The 14,355-nt window shown below is 63.1% G+C and carries 20 protein-coding genes; 9 read left to right on the top strand and 11 right to left on the bottom strand.

Features of this window, described 5'->3' with window-relative positions:
• Window positions 1-85: 85 nt before the first annotated feature.
• Window positions 86-979, bottom strand: a complete 894-nt coding sequence (locus tag AAFN84_RS18430) for a sigma-70 family RNA polymerase sigma factor (protein ID WP_347516100.1) — start codon at window positions 977-979, stop codon at window positions 86-88.
• Window positions 980-1,157: 178 nt separating this feature from the next.
• Between AAFN84_RS18430 and AAFN84_RS18425 the strand changes: the two genes are divergently transcribed.
• Complete coding sequence (locus AAFN84_RS18425; protein WP_347516099.1) at window positions 1,158-1,613, top strand: carboxymuconolactone decarboxylase family protein; 456 nt, start codon at window positions 1,158-1,160, stop codon at window positions 1,611-1,613.
• A 158-nt stretch (window positions 1,614-1,771) separates the two neighbouring features.
• Here the strand turns inward: AAFN84_RS18425 and AAFN84_RS18420 are convergent, their stop codons facing one another.
• Complete coding sequence (locus AAFN84_RS18420) at window positions 1,772-2,728, bottom strand: AraC family transcriptional regulator (protein ID WP_347516098.1); 957 nt, start codon at window positions 2,726-2,728, stop codon at window positions 1,772-1,774.
• 78 nt (window positions 2,729-2,806) lie between these two features.
• Here AAFN84_RS18420 and AAFN84_RS18415 point away from each other — a divergent pair, with 78 nt between their 5' ends.
• The 5 genes from AAFN84_RS18415 to AAFN84_RS18395 all read left to right on the top strand — a co-directional run bounded on the left by AAFN84_RS18415 (window position 2,807) and on the right by AAFN84_RS18395 (window position 6,023).
• The gene (locus AAFN84_RS18415; protein ID WP_347516097.1) at window positions 2,807-3,757 is read left to right on the top strand and encodes an oxidoreductase; all 951 of its coding nucleotides are present in this window, start codon (window positions 2,807-2,809) and stop codon (window positions 3,755-3,757) included.
• 359 nt (window positions 3,758-4,116) lie between these two features.
• The gene (locus AAFN84_RS18410) at window positions 4,117-4,761 is read left to right on the top strand and encodes a TetR/AcrR family transcriptional regulator (RefSeq protein WP_347516230.1); all 645 of its coding nucleotides are present in this window, start codon (window positions 4,117-4,119) and stop codon (window positions 4,759-4,761) included.
• Between the two features lie 2 nt (window positions 4,762-4,763).
• A complete protein-coding gene (locus tag AAFN84_RS18405) occupies window positions 4,764-5,231 on the top strand; it encodes a VOC family protein (RefSeq protein ID WP_347516096.1) in 468 nt (155 codons plus the stop codon).
• Window positions 5,228-5,737, top strand: coding sequence for a DUF6151 family protein (locus tag AAFN84_RS18400; protein WP_347516095.1), 510 nt, complete (start codon window positions 5,228-5,230; stop codon window positions 5,735-5,737). The genes AAFN84_RS18405 and AAFN84_RS18400 overlap by 4 nt, the downstream gene beginning before the upstream one ends.
• Window positions 5,730-6,023, top strand: coding sequence for a hypothetical protein (locus AAFN84_RS18395; protein ID WP_347516093.1), 294 nt, complete (start codon window positions 5,730-5,732; stop codon window positions 6,021-6,023). Before AAFN84_RS18400 ends, AAFN84_RS18395 begins: the two co-directional genes overlap by 8 nt.
• A 326-nt stretch (window positions 6,024-6,349) precedes the next feature.
• On the opposite strand, the gene AAFN84_RS18390 is transcribed toward AAFN84_RS18395, so the two are convergent.
• The 5 genes from AAFN84_RS18390 to AAFN84_RS18370 form a co-directional block, all read right to left on the bottom strand.
• Complete coding sequence (locus AAFN84_RS18390) at window positions 6,350-7,225, bottom strand: sigma-70 family RNA polymerase sigma factor (protein WP_347516092.1); 876 nt, start codon at window positions 7,223-7,225, stop codon at window positions 6,350-6,352.
• Window positions 7,209-7,673 carry a carboxymuconolactone decarboxylase family protein gene (locus tag AAFN84_RS18385; RefSeq protein ID WP_347516091.1) on the bottom strand — a complete coding sequence of 155 codons (465 nt, stop codon included), beginning with the start codon at window positions 7,671-7,673 and terminating at the stop codon, window positions 7,209-7,211. Before AAFN84_RS18385 ends, AAFN84_RS18390 begins: the two co-directional genes overlap by 17 nt.
• A gap of 36 nt (window positions 7,674-7,709) precedes the next feature.
• The gene (locus AAFN84_RS18380) at window positions 7,710-8,303 is read right to left on the bottom strand and encodes a glutathione binding-like protein (protein ID WP_347516090.1); all 594 of its coding nucleotides are present in this window, start codon (window positions 8,301-8,303) and stop codon (window positions 7,710-7,712) included.
• Window positions 8,300-9,055, bottom strand: coding sequence for an SDR family oxidoreductase (locus AAFN84_RS18375; RefSeq protein WP_347516089.1), 756 nt, complete (start codon window positions 9,053-9,055; stop codon window positions 8,300-8,302). The genes AAFN84_RS18380 and AAFN84_RS18375 overlap by 4 nt, the downstream gene beginning before the upstream one ends.
• A 71-nt stretch (window positions 9,056-9,126) precedes the next feature.
• A complete protein-coding gene (locus tag AAFN84_RS18370; protein WP_347516088.1) occupies window positions 9,127-10,074 on the bottom strand; it encodes an AraC family transcriptional regulator in 948 nt (315 codons plus the stop codon).
• Between the two features lie 90 nt (window positions 10,075-10,164).
• Between AAFN84_RS18370 and AAFN84_RS18365 the strand changes: the two genes are divergently transcribed.
• Together AAFN84_RS18365 and AAFN84_RS18360 are read left to right on the top strand one after the other, a co-directional pair.
• Window positions 10,165-10,833 carry an SDR family NAD(P)-dependent oxidoreductase gene (locus AAFN84_RS18365; RefSeq protein WP_347516086.1) on the top strand — a complete coding sequence of 223 codons (669 nt, stop codon included), beginning with the start codon at window positions 10,165-10,167 and terminating at the stop codon, window positions 10,831-10,833.
• Window positions 10,834-10,892: 59 nt separating this feature from the next.
• Window positions 10,893-11,150, top strand: coding sequence for a winged helix-turn-helix transcriptional regulator (locus tag AAFN84_RS18360; RefSeq protein ID WP_347516085.1), 258 nt, complete (start codon window positions 10,893-10,895; stop codon window positions 11,148-11,150).
• Window positions 11,151-11,327: 177 nt separating this feature from the next.
• Here AAFN84_RS18360 and AAFN84_RS18355 read toward each other — a convergent pair whose 3' ends face one another.
• Window positions 11,328-12,221 carry a LysR family transcriptional regulator gene (locus tag AAFN84_RS18355; RefSeq protein WP_347516083.1) on the bottom strand — a complete coding sequence of 298 codons (894 nt, stop codon included), beginning with the start codon at window positions 12,219-12,221 and terminating at the stop codon, window positions 11,328-11,330.
• 120 nt (window positions 12,222-12,341) lie between these two features.
• Here AAFN84_RS18355 and AAFN84_RS18350 point away from each other — a divergent pair, with 120 nt between their 5' ends.
• Window positions 12,342-13,136 carry an SDR family NAD(P)-dependent oxidoreductase gene (locus AAFN84_RS18350; RefSeq protein WP_347516082.1) on the top strand — a complete coding sequence of 265 codons (795 nt, stop codon included), beginning with the start codon at window positions 12,342-12,344 and terminating at the stop codon, window positions 13,134-13,136.
• Here the strand turns inward: AAFN84_RS18350 and AAFN84_RS18345 are convergent.
• From AAFN84_RS18345 to AAFN84_RS18335, 3 genes are all read right to left on the bottom strand, one after another.
• Complete coding sequence (locus tag AAFN84_RS18345) at window positions 13,133-13,534, bottom strand: alpha/beta hydrolase (RefSeq protein WP_347516081.1); 402 nt, start codon at window positions 13,532-13,534, stop codon at window positions 13,133-13,135. The genes AAFN84_RS18350 and AAFN84_RS18345 overlap by 4 nt on opposite strands.
• Window positions 13,535-13,666: 132 nt before the next feature.
• On the bottom strand, window positions 13,667-13,807 hold the full coding sequence (locus AAFN84_RS18340) for a hypothetical protein (RefSeq protein ID WP_347516227.1): 141 nt from the start codon (window positions 13,805-13,807) through the stop codon (window positions 13,667-13,669).
• The gene (locus tag AAFN84_RS18335; RefSeq protein WP_347516226.1) at window positions 13,783-13,956 is read right to left on the bottom strand and encodes a hypothetical protein; all 174 of its coding nucleotides are present in this window, start codon (window positions 13,954-13,956) and stop codon (window positions 13,783-13,785) included. Before AAFN84_RS18335 ends, AAFN84_RS18340 begins: the two co-directional genes overlap by 25 nt.
• Between the last annotated feature and the right edge of the window lie 399 nt (window positions 13,957-14,355).

The following is a 14,355-nucleotide window of genomic DNA, read 5'->3' as shown; positions in this document are numbered from 1 at the left end:
TGGTTGGCCAAATGTCGGCTTTCTCGGCTTCTCGGCTAGAAGCGGACAGTCAGCAGACGGCCCCCTTGCGGCCACGACTGCTCGTTTAGCGTTGGCGCTTATTTTGAGCAGTCCGGGTCGACGCTTGAACGTGTGTTAGTTTGTCCGGGTTCTTGACCATGTAAATCCCGAAGATCCGGCCGGCCCTGATCTCCAGCGCTGTGGTCTGCAGCGCGCCATTGTGGTCGAGGCTGAGGTAGCCCGGCAACCCGTCGACGATGGCACTGCGCAGGAAACTGGGAGATGTTACGGCCTTGCGGTGAGCAGAAGCGAACAGTCGCAGTGCGTTCACCAAGCCGCAAACGACATTGCGAAACGCCAGCACCTTGCCGCCGCCATCACTGTGGATCTCCACATCGCGCGCTAGCAATGCTGACAGCGCGGCCACATCGCCGTCACGCGAAGCGGCGAAGAAGGTGCGAACAATCCTTTCGGCCTCCGCAGCACCGACTTGATATCGCGGCCGGGCGGTCTGGACACGCCTGCGTGCGCGAGACGCCAGCTGCCGAACTGCGGCAGGTTCACGATCCAGCGCGACCGCTACCTCGGTCAGCGCGACGTCGAACACATCGTGCAGCAGAAACGCCGCTCGTTCCAAGGGAGACAGTCGCTCCAGCGCAAGCATGAGAGTCACAGTGACATCGTCAGCGATGGTTTCGTACGCGTCGAATGATTCAACCAGCGGCTCCGGCAGCCAGGGACCAACATAAATCTCTCGCCGCGCCCGCGCCGACTTCATCCTGTCGAGGCATAGTCGAGTGACGATGCGGGTGAGGTATGCGGCAGGATCGCGGACCTCTTCCTCGACGCCTGCCCAGCGCAGCCAGGCATCCTGAACGACATCTTCCGCCTCGCTAAACGATCCAAGCATGCGGTGACCGAGGCGAATGAGGCGCTGGCGCTCCGAAGCAAAGGCCGCGGCCCGTTGATCAGCATGCATGCGCACCGCTCCATTCGCCCATCAACACCATCTCCAACAACGCTTCTCCAAGACGAGACAGCCGGTTCGATCGTGACATGACGCTCGTGAAAAAAAGTGAAGCTCCGAATGTCACGCTGTTGCCGCCCGTCTCGTCATGTACGCAGCGCCCTAGTGCGCGCAATCCAAGGAGACCATCATGAACCAGATCGTACGGCTTAACTGGCCTGAAGTGTCGCCGGCCGGAGCTAAGGCTCTGTACGGCGTACATCACTACGTGTTGCACAGCACCAACTTGCCGGAAGAACTCATCCATCTCGTGTTCCTGCGCGTGTCGCAGATGAACGGCTGCGCCCACTGCATTGACATGCACACGCGGGATCTCCTCAAGACCATGGCAGCCGATAAGGTCGCCCTGCTTCCCGTCTGGGAAGAAGTGCCGCATCTGTTTTCCGACCAGTATCGCGCTGCACTTGCTTGGGCGGAAGAGGTGACGAACGTCAGCGAGACGCACGCTTCAGACGAGGCTTACGCTGCGGTTTCAGCAGCCTTCCAGCCGAAGGATGTCGTCGATCTCACCATCGCGATAGCGGCGATGAACGCGTTCAACCGACTGGGCGCCCCGTTCCGCCTGCCTGTGAAGGCAAAGCCCTGAGCCCTGCGGGCGTCGTCACCAGCCATGACGGCGCCACTCGCTTTCCTCAAGGCTGCTCGGGTACCACACTCGCTGTTGCCAGAGGTCATTGGCGCAGGCGCTAGGCGCAATCCTCACGCCGGATTCAGCTATGCACCGGACGGTGAGCTTCCCCGACCCTATGCGCCAATTCCCGGAGCCTGATCAGCGGCTGTCGGACTGCGACCGAACGCATTTCGATAGCGAGCCGGGGACATCCCGTGCACGCGTCGGAAAGCGGCGCTCATGGCGCTGTCGGTCATGTATCCGACACGTTGGGCGATCTCCGGAATGGAAGCGCGCGTCGTCCGAAGGCTCGCCGCGGCCAGCCGCATCCGCCAGCCTGTCAGGTATTCCAGCGGCGCCTCGCCAAGCAGCGACTTGAATCGCGCCGCGAATGCGGAGCGGGACTGTCCTGCTTCGTGCGCGAGGTCTGCCACGGTCCAGCGTCGGGCGGGATCGCCGTGCAAGGCCTGGAGAGCGCGCGCCATGTGAGGATCGGCCAGCGCCGATAGCCAGGTTTTCGACGGCTCGTCGGACGACATCAGGTAGAGGCGCAGCACGCGCACGAAGATCAAGCGCAGGAGGTCATTGCTCATCAGCCGCGCCCCGGGCGCCGCGCTGTTCCACTCCCTGTCCAGTTCTTCCAGCAGCCAGGCGATCGAGGAGGCGTCTGTTCCCTTGATCGTCATCACAGGCGGCAGGGCCCCGGTCAGCAGCGCACCGTCCACAGGGTCGACCTCGACGCTTCCGCCAAGGATTGAGAAGTCTTCACCCTTGCCGACCATCGCAGCCATGCCGTCGGACGCGAAGACGTCTCGCGCCGAGACTGTAGGACCGTCCGGTTCGCTCGACAGGATAAAGGGCGAGCCCGCGACCACGACGCAATCTCCAACGGTCAGGTCGACCGGGGCCTCTCCCTCCACACGGAGCCAGCACCGACCCTTGCGCACAACGTTGACCTTGATGTGCGAGGGCATGGGAAAGGCAACGCCCCAGGTCCCGCCGGCCGTCAGGCTGATCGAGCAGCGCGCTTCGGCGCGGATGGTTTCGAAGACATCCGAGAGGACATCGGTTGGCTGGTTCTGGACGATCACGATGGAATTATGGACGAACGACGCTGGGACGTCTACTCAATAGGGCCTATCTCCACGCCAGAAAAGCAGGAGATCACCATGCCCGAGGAACAGACCCCCATTTCTTCACCCTTCAATGCGCACAGCACCGGTTACGACGTCGTCGACAACCTGGACCTGACGGGAAAGACCGCAATCGTCACAGGCGGCTATTCGGGACTCGGGCTGGAGACCGTCCGCGCCCTCACAGGTGCTAGCGCAACGGTCATCGTGCCCGCACGCGACACTGAAAGGGCATCTCTCGCCCTCGAAGGCATGGAGGGTATCGAGGTGGTCGCGATGGATCTCACCGACTCTGCATCCATCGCAGCGTTCGCGTCCGGCTTCCTTGCCCGCAACATCCCGTTGCCGATCCTGATCAACAGCGCCGGCGTCATGGCGACGCCGCTCTTTCGCGACGGCGACGGTCACGAGGGCCAGTTCGCCACCAACCATCTCGGCCATTTCCGGCTGGTGACGGCGCTGTGGCCAGCACTGGTGAAGGCGCGTGGCGCAAGAGTGGTGAGCGTCTCGTCGCGTGGTCATCAGATCGCGGGCGTGGATTTCGACGATATCGACTACCGGCGCCGTCCCTACGATCGCTGGGTCGCCTACGGGCAATCCAAGACAGCCAATGTCCTCTTTGCCGTCGAACTCGACCGGCGCGGAAAGGAAGACGGCATCCGCGCCTTCTCCTTGCATCCCGGCCAGATCCTGACCAACCTCGCGCGCCACCTGTCAGACGAGGATATCGCTGGCTTCGACGCTCTTGATGCCGACGGTAAGCCGATTGTCGATCCGGACCGAGGTATGAAGACGCCTGAGCAGGGTGCTGCGACGAGCGTCTGGGCGGCCACAAGCCCGCTGCTCGCCGGCAAAGGCGGGCTTTACCTCGAAGACTGCAACATCGCACCGGTTCACGCCGGCGATCCAGGGCGAAAGGGTGTCGCTCCTTACGCGATGGATCCGGCCGCTGCCGCTAGGCTCTGGGAGATGTCGGATGGCATGTAGGGAATTGCCGTGACGGATGGGTCATGCCCTTTCCGCCACATCTGCATTCCGGAACTGATTGCCGTAACGCGCGACAGCCTGCTCAGGGTGGCTAACCGTTCCGGGCGCCCGGCACGAGAGGGTGCCAAGTCGAGTATCGAGCGCGGCAAGGAGGCACCCGTGGCGACAGCCGAAGAACTATTTGGACGGCCTGGCTAGCGCGAACCTTCGCGTCACTCGAAGGTCGGCTTCGGGCGGTGCGATCCCCAGAACCGGACAGTCAGCAGTCGGCCCCGGAACTGCCTGTCAGCAACCCGACATCGCCAGACAAAATCTTTGCCCACATTGACAAGATACCAACTGGTCGGTATTTAAATCGAATGTCACGCCCGACGAAACACACCCCGGAACGCGGCGACGCCCGGACAAGACTCCTTGAAGCGGCTCGCGATGTCGTGCGGACCAAAGGATTCGCCGCCACAACCGTCGATGATCTCTGCAAGGCGGCAGGAGTGACGAAAGGGGCGTTTTTTCACCACTTCAAGTCAAAGGACGCTCTCGGCGTTGCCGTGGCGGATTTCTGGGCCGAAACGACGAGCGCGTTCTTCGAGGAAGCTCCCTATCACACGCCAAGCGATTCGCTCGAACGGGTACTGGCCTATATCGAATTCCGCCGCGCGATCATCACCGACGATATTCCGGAGTTCACCTGCCTGGTCGGTACCATGGCACAAGAGGTTCATTCGACTGCTCCCGAAATACGCGATGCGGCCGGGGCCAGCATCTTCGGCCATGCTGAAACGCTCGAAGCCGATATCGCTGCTGCTGTCGACGCGCGTGGTATCGACCCGGTCGGCTGGACGCCAAAGTCCCTCGCCCGGCATTTCCAAACCGTCATTCAGGGCGGTTTCGTCCTTGCCAAGGCAGGCAACGACCCGGACCTCGCACGAGAGGCCCTCGCTCACCTCGACCGTTATGTCCGCTACCTGTTCGGTGTTCCTGCGGTCACCCATTCAGGAGGCTGACGATGACCGACCGACCGAACTCCCGACTGTGTATCTTTCTCAGGGAGGGGGCAGAAGACGCCGCCCGCTTCTATGCCGCGGCGCTACCCGACACCCGCGTCGATCACGTTCAGCCCATCGGGCCGAACATGTCGATTGTCCTCTGGACCTGCATGGGCACCAGATACATGCTCATGGATGGCAACGACGCGTTTTCGCCGAAACACGATCATTCGATTTCCGTCGCCACACTCAATCAGGCCGAAACAGACCGGCTCAGGGATACTCTGACCGAGGGCGGCAGCGAAGGGCGTTGCGGCTGGCGATGTGATCGTTTCGGCGTGCATTGGCAGGTCGTTCCGACCGCTCTGACGCATATGCTGTCCGATCCCGACCGTGAGGCGGCAGGCCGTGCGCAGGCCGCTGTGATGGGCATGAAGAAAATCGACATCGCCGCCTTGCGCGCCGCATTCGATGGTCGGTCCGCATGACCGAGATCACCTGCACCTGTGGCACCGTGGCGCTTTCGCTTTCCGGCCAGCCGATAATGGCGGCCGAATGTCACTGCACATCCTGCCGGGCAGCTGCTGCCCGTCTGGGCGCTGCGATCACCGAGCCGAACGGAGGCACCCGCTTCGTGATACAACGCAAGGACCGCGCAAAGGTGGAGCGGGGCGCAGAGCTGCTCGCTTCGTTCCGTCTGACGCCGCAGGCGCACACGCAACGGATCGTGGCCACGTGCTGCAACAGCCCGATGTGGCTGGAATTCAAGGGAGGCCACTGGCTTAGCGTCTACGCCGCCCGATGGCCCGACAGCTCCGCACCCGCGCCGGAACTGCGCACGATGACCCGCGATGCCCCTGCCCCGCTGCCGGACGATCTGCCCAATGCGCGTACCCATTCGGCGGGTTCCATGGCCCGACTGTTCTGGGCCTGGATGCGGATGGGGTTTCGCAATCCAACCGCTGCCGATGTGAGGAGAACATTCAATGCCTGACAACAAAATTGAAGTTGGAAACACGAATACCCCAGGCCGTACACAACGGCTCGACCGTGCAAAATACGAAGCCATGCGGGAGGCGCTGTTGCCCGTTTTGCCGAAGGCGCCACCCGGCATTAAAGTCGCAGAGGCTAAAGCGGCATTGCTGCCGCATTTGGACCAGAACCTGTTTCCTGGCGGCGCCAAGGCAGGCTGGTGGCTCAAGGCCGTGCAGCTGGACCTCGAAGGGAAAGGCATCATCGCTCGCGCGGATGGAAGTCCGGTGCGGCTCTATCGGAAATGATTGCAGTAGCGGCCACCTTGCATGGCTTTACGAAAGGCGGCCTAGTCCGCTCAAGTTTGCGATGGAGCGCTTGTAGTTGCTTCAGGGTAAGAACAGATCAAGTGCTGACGGACCATCTCATGCTGGCCTCCGTATGGGCCGGTGATCTGCGCCCTTTGGCAACGAATGGCGACTCCGGTGGCCTGCTCCACGCCATCATACTAGCTGGTGGATAGCCGGCGGCAGCAGAATGCTACCGGAAAATTGATCAAATTGGATGTCCGTTTTAGTAGTGCAGCGCCGGTAACCCGACTGCCCGCTGTCGGCCCCAATATAGCCAACGCATATTAATGCAGTGCGTCGCCGGTTACCGAGATATGCGCGAGTTTGTCCGGGTTTCGTGTCTTGTAGATCGCGACGATCCTGCCGTTCTCGATCTCGAAGGACGTCGTCTGCGGCGTGCCGTTGTAGAGGCTGATGTAGCCGGGCAGGCCGTCGATCCAGACCTGCCGAACGATGCTCTCGGCGTCGCCATATTTTCGAAAGAGGCCCCTGTAGAGACGCAGCGCCCTGTCGAGGCCGACGATGGCGTTTGGGAAGGCCAGCACCTTGCCGCCCCCGTCCGATACGATCCTGACACCGTCGGCGAGGATCGTCCGGAGAGTACCGACATCACCTGTCCGGGTCGCGTCGAGAAAGGCTATGGCGATCCGATCGCCATCGTCGCGGGCAACCGGGTAGCGCGGCTTGTCGGATTGCACATTGCGCCGGGCGCGTGAGGCAAGCTGCCGGACCGCCGCGACGTCCCGGTCGAGCGTCGCGGCGATCTCGTCCATCGGCATGTCGAACACGTCATGCAGCAGGAAGGCGGCACGTTCGAGCGGCGACAGCCGCTCCAGGGCCAGCATCAGCGTGAGGGTCAGATTGTCGGCTCTGAGGTCGTCGTCTGGCTCGGGCAGTGGGTCCGGCAGCCAGCTGCCGATATAGGTCTCGCGGCGGACGCGCGCAGACTTCATGGCGTCGAGGCAGAGGCGGGTGACGATGCGGCTCAGGAAGGCGGGAGCGTGCTGCACCTCGGACATGTCCGTGCGCTGCCAGCGCAGCCAGGCATCTTGCACGACATCCTGCGCTTCTGTCACGGAACTCAGCATCCGGTAGGCGAGGCGCAGCAGCCGTGGCCGCTGCGCCTCGAACAGACGGGTCGATTCAGGCAGCGTGTCCATTGCTTCCCTCGGGCGGGTGAACGGCGCGCAGACCGACCTGCAGCCTGTTCCACAAGTTGATCGCGCCGATCGCCAGCGTTAGGTTCACCCGTTCCGTCTCGTCGAAGGCGGCTTCTACCAGCGCATAGTCTTCGTCCGGCGCTCCGGTGGACGCGACGTCGGTCAGCGCTTCCGTCCAGGCGAGCGCGGCGCGCTCGCGTGCCGAGTAGAGCGTGGATTCGCGCCATGCGTCGAGCAGGTAGATGCGCATCTCGGTCTCGCCGTCGGCGCGCGCGGCCTTGGCATGCATGTGCAGGCAATAGGCGCAGCCATTGATCTGCGAGGCGCGCAGCTTGACGAGATGCAGGACGGTCTTGTCCAGGCTGGCAGCAACGGCGGCCTCGACGGCATACATGCCCTTGATGCCTGCGGTGGCCTTGGAAAAGGGGTCGACAATGCGCGGTATCATCATGATCTCCAGTGGGAACTCTATCAGGTTTCGAGGTCAGGCGAGGCCTTCGGCCGTCATCGCGGCGACGACCGCAGGTCGTTCCCGCATACGCCGGCGCAGTTCGGCCATCGGTTCGGGGACCTCCACGTCGAAGCGCTCGGCCCACAGCAGCATGACGAACAGGTAGAAGTCGGCGACCGTTGGCTCGTCGCCAAACAGGAACGTACCCTTCATGCCGCCGGACAACAGGACCAGCAGACCGGTCACCGTCCCGGATGCACGCGCGAGTTCGCGCGCGGAGCCGCCATGCCACATCGGCTTGAAGGCGCGATGCAGTTCGGTCGATACGAAGGCGAGCGCCTCGATCAGCCGGCTGCGGCCGAGCAGACCAGCAGGCGCAAGTTGGGGATAGAGCGTCGCCAGATAGTCAAGCACGGCGATGTTCTCGGTCAGCATCTGACCATCGGCGAGGATCAGCGCGGGAACATAACCCTTGTCGCTGATCCTCCTGAAGTCGACGCCGTGCTCGGTCGTGTGCGTGCGGATATCGACACGCTCGATGTCGAAGGATGCCACCGCTTCGTGCAGCGCGATGTGATCCGCCAGGCTGCAGGCGCCCGGCGCGTAGTAGAGCTTCATGCGGCTCATGTCCGAAACTCGCCGCGGCCGAGGAACGTGTCGAATGTGGTTGTGGCAATCCTGGCGGGGCCGGCCGGCACGAGCGAGGTCTCGTCGAGCACGACGCCGAAATAGGTCGATGCGGGATCGGCCACGACAATGCGCGGATCGTGCGCGGCCGACAGGAAGCGTGCGACCATGCGGTCCAGCGGCGCGCGGTCCGGCCCGGCAATCTCGACCATCCCGTTCACCGGGTTACCGAGCGCGATGTCGGCGACGGCTTCGGCCACGTCGTCGGAGATGATCGGCTGGATCAACGCCGATGACAGCCGGACCTCATTGTCCTGCGTAGCGCCACGCGCGATCGCGCCCATGAACTCGAAGAACTGGGTGGAGTGGATGATCGTGTAGGGAATGCCAGAGGCTTCGATCAGCTCTTCCTGCGCCTGCTTGGCGCGGAAATAGCCGCTGGCCTGCAGCTTGGCCGTGCCAACCACCGAAAGCGCAACGTGGTGATTGACGCCTGCCTTCTTCTCGGCGGCGAGCAGGTTACGGCCCGAGGTCTGGAAGAACTCCATGGCTGCCGCGTCCTCGAAGGAGGGCGAGTTGGCGAGATCGATGACGATCGACGCTCCCGCAACCGCAGCATCCAGTCCCTCTCCCGTGATCGTGTCGACACCCGTCGACGGTGCGGCGGGGATTGCTTCATGGCCGCGCTCGCGCAGCTTCGCAACGGTCTTGGACCCGATCAGGCCGGTTCCTCCGATGACGACAATCTTCATGTTCGTGGCTCCTTTGGGATGCTTCACGAACAAGACGAGACAGCGTCAGCCAACGTGACATCCGATGCCAACTATTCTTCGCCGAAGCGCTGAACGTTACGAAAGGCTCGGCATGTCTGCCGGGCAGACTGGCGAGGAGTCGTGCCAGTGATCCTGCGGAATGCAACACCAAAGGCGCTCTCCGACGCATAGCCGAGTTCGGCTGCAACGGCGGATACTGTGGTCCCGGGCTTCGCGAGGGCGTTGCGTGCAAGGGTCATGCGCCAGTGCAGGAGATAGTCCATCGGCGCGCGCCCGACGGCCGAACGAAAACGTGCGGCGAACTGGGAGCGGGACAGGTGACCGATCGCCGCCAGGTCTTCAAGTCGCCAGTTGCGCCCCGGCTCCCGATGGATTGCCCGGATCGCGGGACCGATGCGAGGATCGGAAAGCGCCGCGATCCAGCCCCGGTTCGCGTCCGCAGGAATGCCACGGATGAGCTCGATGAACACCATCTGCATGATCTGCGTGGCCATCGCCGCAGCACCCGGCGCCGCCTCGCGCTGCTCGACCTCCAGCCGGTCCAGCAGCCAGCCGATGGTTGCCGCCGCAGCTGTGCCCGCGGCGGCGATCGTGACCGGTGGCAACGCCTCCACGAGCAGCGCTGCACTCTGGGACACGTCCATGCGGCCGCCGAGGCATACCGTTTCAGGCCCATCACCCGCATCGAGCCGGGCAAATGGGGCATCGTCGCATCCGGCAAAGACGTCTGCTGCCGGACGTGGGGACCGCGTCAGGTCGCTGCCGATCAGGAAGGCGAGGTCAGGTGCCACGAGGAAGCAGTCTCCGGCCTGGAGTTGCCAGCGGCGCCCCTGGACCTCCAGCTCGCATGTGCCCCGGCGGATCGCGTTGCATTTCAGCGACCGGACCGGCGGCACGCTGACGGCCCAGCGCCCACGTGCTTCCAGGCCGGTGGAGACCACGGCCTGGGCACCGGGAACGGCGAGAAGTTGAGACAACGGGTCTTCAGCTAAGGACATCGGACGATCTCGACAAAAATCAGGTAAAGCGCATATAGATTGTCCGGCGGCCAATTGCCATCTCCTGATCATCAATCAAGGAGATCAGCAATGAGCATGCAACAGAAGCCCCTCGGCACCGCTTTCGGACCGGCAACCACCGCCGAGGAGGTGGCGCGGGGGATCGATCTCTCCGGGAAGATCGCGATCGTGACCGGCGGTGCATCAGGCCTGGGGCTGGAGACGACACGCGTTCTGTCCGGTCAGGGGGCGAAGGTCCTCGTGCCGGCGCGCGATGTCGCGGCCGCCAGTAAGGCTCTGGCTGACTTGCCCAGTGTCGAGGTAGCCTCCATGGACCTTATCGACCCGACGTCAGTCGCCGACTTCGCCAAGGGGTTCCTGGATAGCGGCCAACCCCTGCATTTGCTGATCCTGAATGCCGGCATCATGGCGCCGCCGCTGTTTCGTGATGGGGACGGACGGGAAGGACAGTTCGCCACAAATCATCTCGGGCATTTCCGTTTGACAGCTGCCCTATGGCCGGCACTCAAGGCAGCAGGATCGGCGAGGGTTGTCGTCCTGTCCTCGCGGGGTCATCAGCTTGGCGGCTTCGATCTCGATGATCAGCCGAGTTCCTGCGAGCCAGCTATGCTTTGCTCGAACTTGAGACCGAAAGCTAGTCCATTACAGTTCCACAGGACCACGGAATATCGAGGTTGGCGCGTGCGAGGTATGCGCCAGTCTCCGCCGCATGCCAAGCTTCGCGGCGATCATGAATAACAAACGCGCATCACCGTCTGATACCGAGCAGAAGCATTGGATTAGAGGAAGAAGCAGGCATGGCAGAAACGTATCGTCTCCATTATTTTCCGGAATCGGGCAACAGCTATAAGATTGCTCAAATGCTACTGGCGGACGATGGGGTCATTCGCCGTATCGACTTCCAGACGGTGCCACCGCACGTCGAATACGAGCTGACGGATTTTGGTCGAACCCTGGCCGAATTGCTCGCGCCGCTATGCGAGTGGGGAACACATCACAACGCTGAGGTCGCGATGATCGTAAAAAAGCGAGAGCACGTGGCAAAGGTAGCTTAGCAGAAGAGGCAGCTAAGCGTAGCGCCACTGGTGACCGTCAGCATAAACCCGTTCAATGTCGGCTTGAAGGCTGTCGAACCCCGCCCGGATGTTCGGCCAAGGCAAAACATGGTCGCCGCAGCGACGCGGCTTTCGTGCGACGATAGGTCCACCCTTCACGCTGACGCTACCGATCTTTCATCCAGCCCTGCTGTCTCGAAGCGCGCCCTTGAACAGTTCGAAAGCACTCGTACCTTCTCGGTCGGGATAATAGAGATGATAGCCGGGGAACGGCCCGCACCACGGCTCCAGCAGGCGTATGAGACGGCCATCGGCGATCGGTGCTGCCACCAGATCCTCCAGGATGTAGAGGATGCCGAAACCCTCGAGGGCGGCGGCCACTAGCAGGTCGCCGTCGTTGAACACCGGCCCCCGGCCTGGCGTGACCGTCACCGCTCGGCCTTCGCGCTCGAACGACCAGGGAGACAGGTCGCCCTGCGCGTCGCGATAACCGATGCAGCGATGCGCCGTGAGATTGGCCGGCTCCGTAGGCGCCGGACCGTCGTTCAGATAGCCCGGAGCGGCGACCACTGCGACGCGAAGCGGAGGCCCGACCACCAACGCGATCATATCCTTCTCCAGTCGCTCGCCGAGCCTGATACCCGCATCGTAGCGGCCCGCGACGACGTCAGTCATCCCGTCCTCCACGTGCACCTCCACCTCGATGCCGGGGTGGCTGCGCAGGAAGGCGGGGAGCATCGGCCACAGCACTGAGACGGCCGCGTGCTTGCCCGTGGTGATCCGTACGGTGCCAACCGCGGCGCCGCGCGCCTGCGACAGCGCCGCGATCTCCTCGTCCAGCCCTGCCAATGCCGGCGACAGCATGGCGAGCAGGCGCTCGCCGGCCGCTGTCGGGGCAACGCTGCGCGTCGTCCGGGAGAGCAGGCGAAAACCGAGTTGGCCTTCCAGCCGCTTCATGGTCTGGCTCAACGCCGACTGCGTGACCCCGAGCCGACGCGCGGCGCGCGTAAAGCTTCGGTCGGAGGCGATTGCCGCAAAGACAGCGAAATCGGCAAGCTGATCAGGACGCATCAATGATCTCGGCTAATCGGGCCTATTACTAATAAGACGGTTCTCGCCATCAATTAGAATGACTACCTAGTGAGCAACAGTCGATGGCATGAGGAGCAGGTGATGGGTAAAGTTTGGCTGGTGACCGGCGCAAGCCGCGGGCTTGGACGCGAGATCGCGCGCGCGGCGCTCGATGCCGGCGACACGGTCGTGGCAACGGCGCGGTCCGCCGACGCGGCGCGCGACGCATGCGGGGGCGAACATGAACGCCTGCACGTCCTCGCGCTCGACATCACCGACGCGGCCGCCGCGAACGCGGTTTCCGCCGAGGCGATCGAGCGGGTAGGTGCAATCGACATCCTGGTCAACAATGCCGGCTATGCCGAGCTGGGCTTCTTCGAAACCTTCACCGAAGCCGAAGTGCGGCGCCAGTTCGAGGTCAACCTGTTCGGGACGATGAACGTCGCGCGCGCGGTCATCCCCCACATGCGTGAGCGTCGCTCGGGGCTCATCGTCACCATCTCGTCAGTCAGCGGGCTGGTTTCCAACGCTGGGGGGGCGGTCTACTCCGCGTCGAAATTCGCGATCGAGGGATGGATAGAGGGCGTTGCGCAGGAACTGGCGCCGTTCGGGATCCGCTCCCTCCTGGTCGAGCCGGGGATGCTGCGGACCGACTTCATGGATGGCAAATCGGCGAACTTCGGCAGCATTGACATTCCGGACTACGCCGAAGCGATTACGCAGCATCGATCGTTCGTCGATGGGGCCAATGGCAACCAGCCGGGCGACCCGAAGCAACTCGCGGCGCGAATCGTGGCGCTCGCTTACCAGGACGAGGCGCCGGCGCGGCTCGTGTTCGGCGACGACGCGCGCCAGTGGGCCGGCGCGAAGGTCGACCAGTTGCGGCAAGAGATCGCCCAGTCCGCCGATCGTTAAGGCGCCGCGAGTGTGCTTCGCGCGAATGCGACAATGGCGGCGCTGACCTGGTCGGGGCACTCCTGGGGGAGCGAGTGCCCGCCGCCGCTGATGACGATCGGCTCCTGCACACGAGGCGCAACTGACGGCATCGCCTCTATGATCTCCGTCATACCCGGCATCTGCAAGCCAATGTCGCGCTGTCCGGCGATGAACAGCGCCGGAACCTCGACCTTCACGCCGGAAAGCGACGCCTGGAGCTGCCAGTTGCGATCCAGATTACGATAGTAGTTCAGGCAGCGAAACCCTGTCTTCGTGAATGCATTCTCGTCGATATCCAAGTCAGCCTCGAAGAGCCAAACCGGGAGTTTTTCGGGATCAGGAATAGGAGCCAGCAGGCCATTGCGTCGCGAGACCATTCCGAACGGATTGGGTGTCGTATCCCCATGCTGGCGCGGACCCGCGTCACCGGACGCTGCATGAAGCAGCATGCGTAAAGTGCGCCGAATGTCCTGCTCCAGTTCGGCGTCTGCAATGCCGGGTACCTGGAATTAGAGCATATAGAGCTGGGCATCCTCCGTTTGCGGAAAGATGGTTGTCGGAGGCACCGGCGGCGTACCCATCATCGGCACGCTTAAGGCGACGACGCCCTTGAATCGGTCAGGCCTCAACTGTGCGGGTTGCCACGCGATTGTAGCGCCCCAATCGTTGCCAACGATGATCGCATGCTCTCTCCAACAGCATCGAGCAGCGCGATCATATCACCGACGATGTGAAACAAGCTGTACTCATCGACCGCCTCCGGCGTGTCGCAGCCGCCATAGCTGCGCATGTCAGGCACGATGACGCGGAAGCCGGCCTCGGCGAGAGCACGAACCTGGTGCCGCCAAGCATAGGAGGTACTGGAAAGCCATGGCACAACAGGACGGTAGGATCGTGGCCGTCGTCCACGACGTTCATCGTGACGCCGGCCAGGCTACTCCCAGACGAGTATTGGCCTGGCCGGCCCCGCCGATCCGAGGACCGGCATTCGCAAAAGCCCGTTTAGGTCGGCACTGGCTCACGACCCCGAAAGCCGGCAAGGGTAGCTGCTAACCCGACTTGGTGACTTGTCCGCTCATGCAGGGCAAGGGGGTGGACAAGATGGTGGGCCGCCGGAGCGGGGCCTCGTGGGTGAGGTTAAGTCCGCGCCACTGGCTCGCGGCAAATCCAAGATGCTCGGATGACATGCGACGCCTCC

The organism is Mesorhizobium sp. CAU 1741, from assembly GCF_039839275.1.
In the GTDB taxonomy this organism is placed as follows: Bacteria; Pseudomonadota; Alphaproteobacteria; order Rhizobiales; family Rhizobiaceae; genus Aerobium.
Note: the sequence above shows the minus strand (reverse complement) of the source record. Positions and strands in the feature narration are given on the sequence as shown.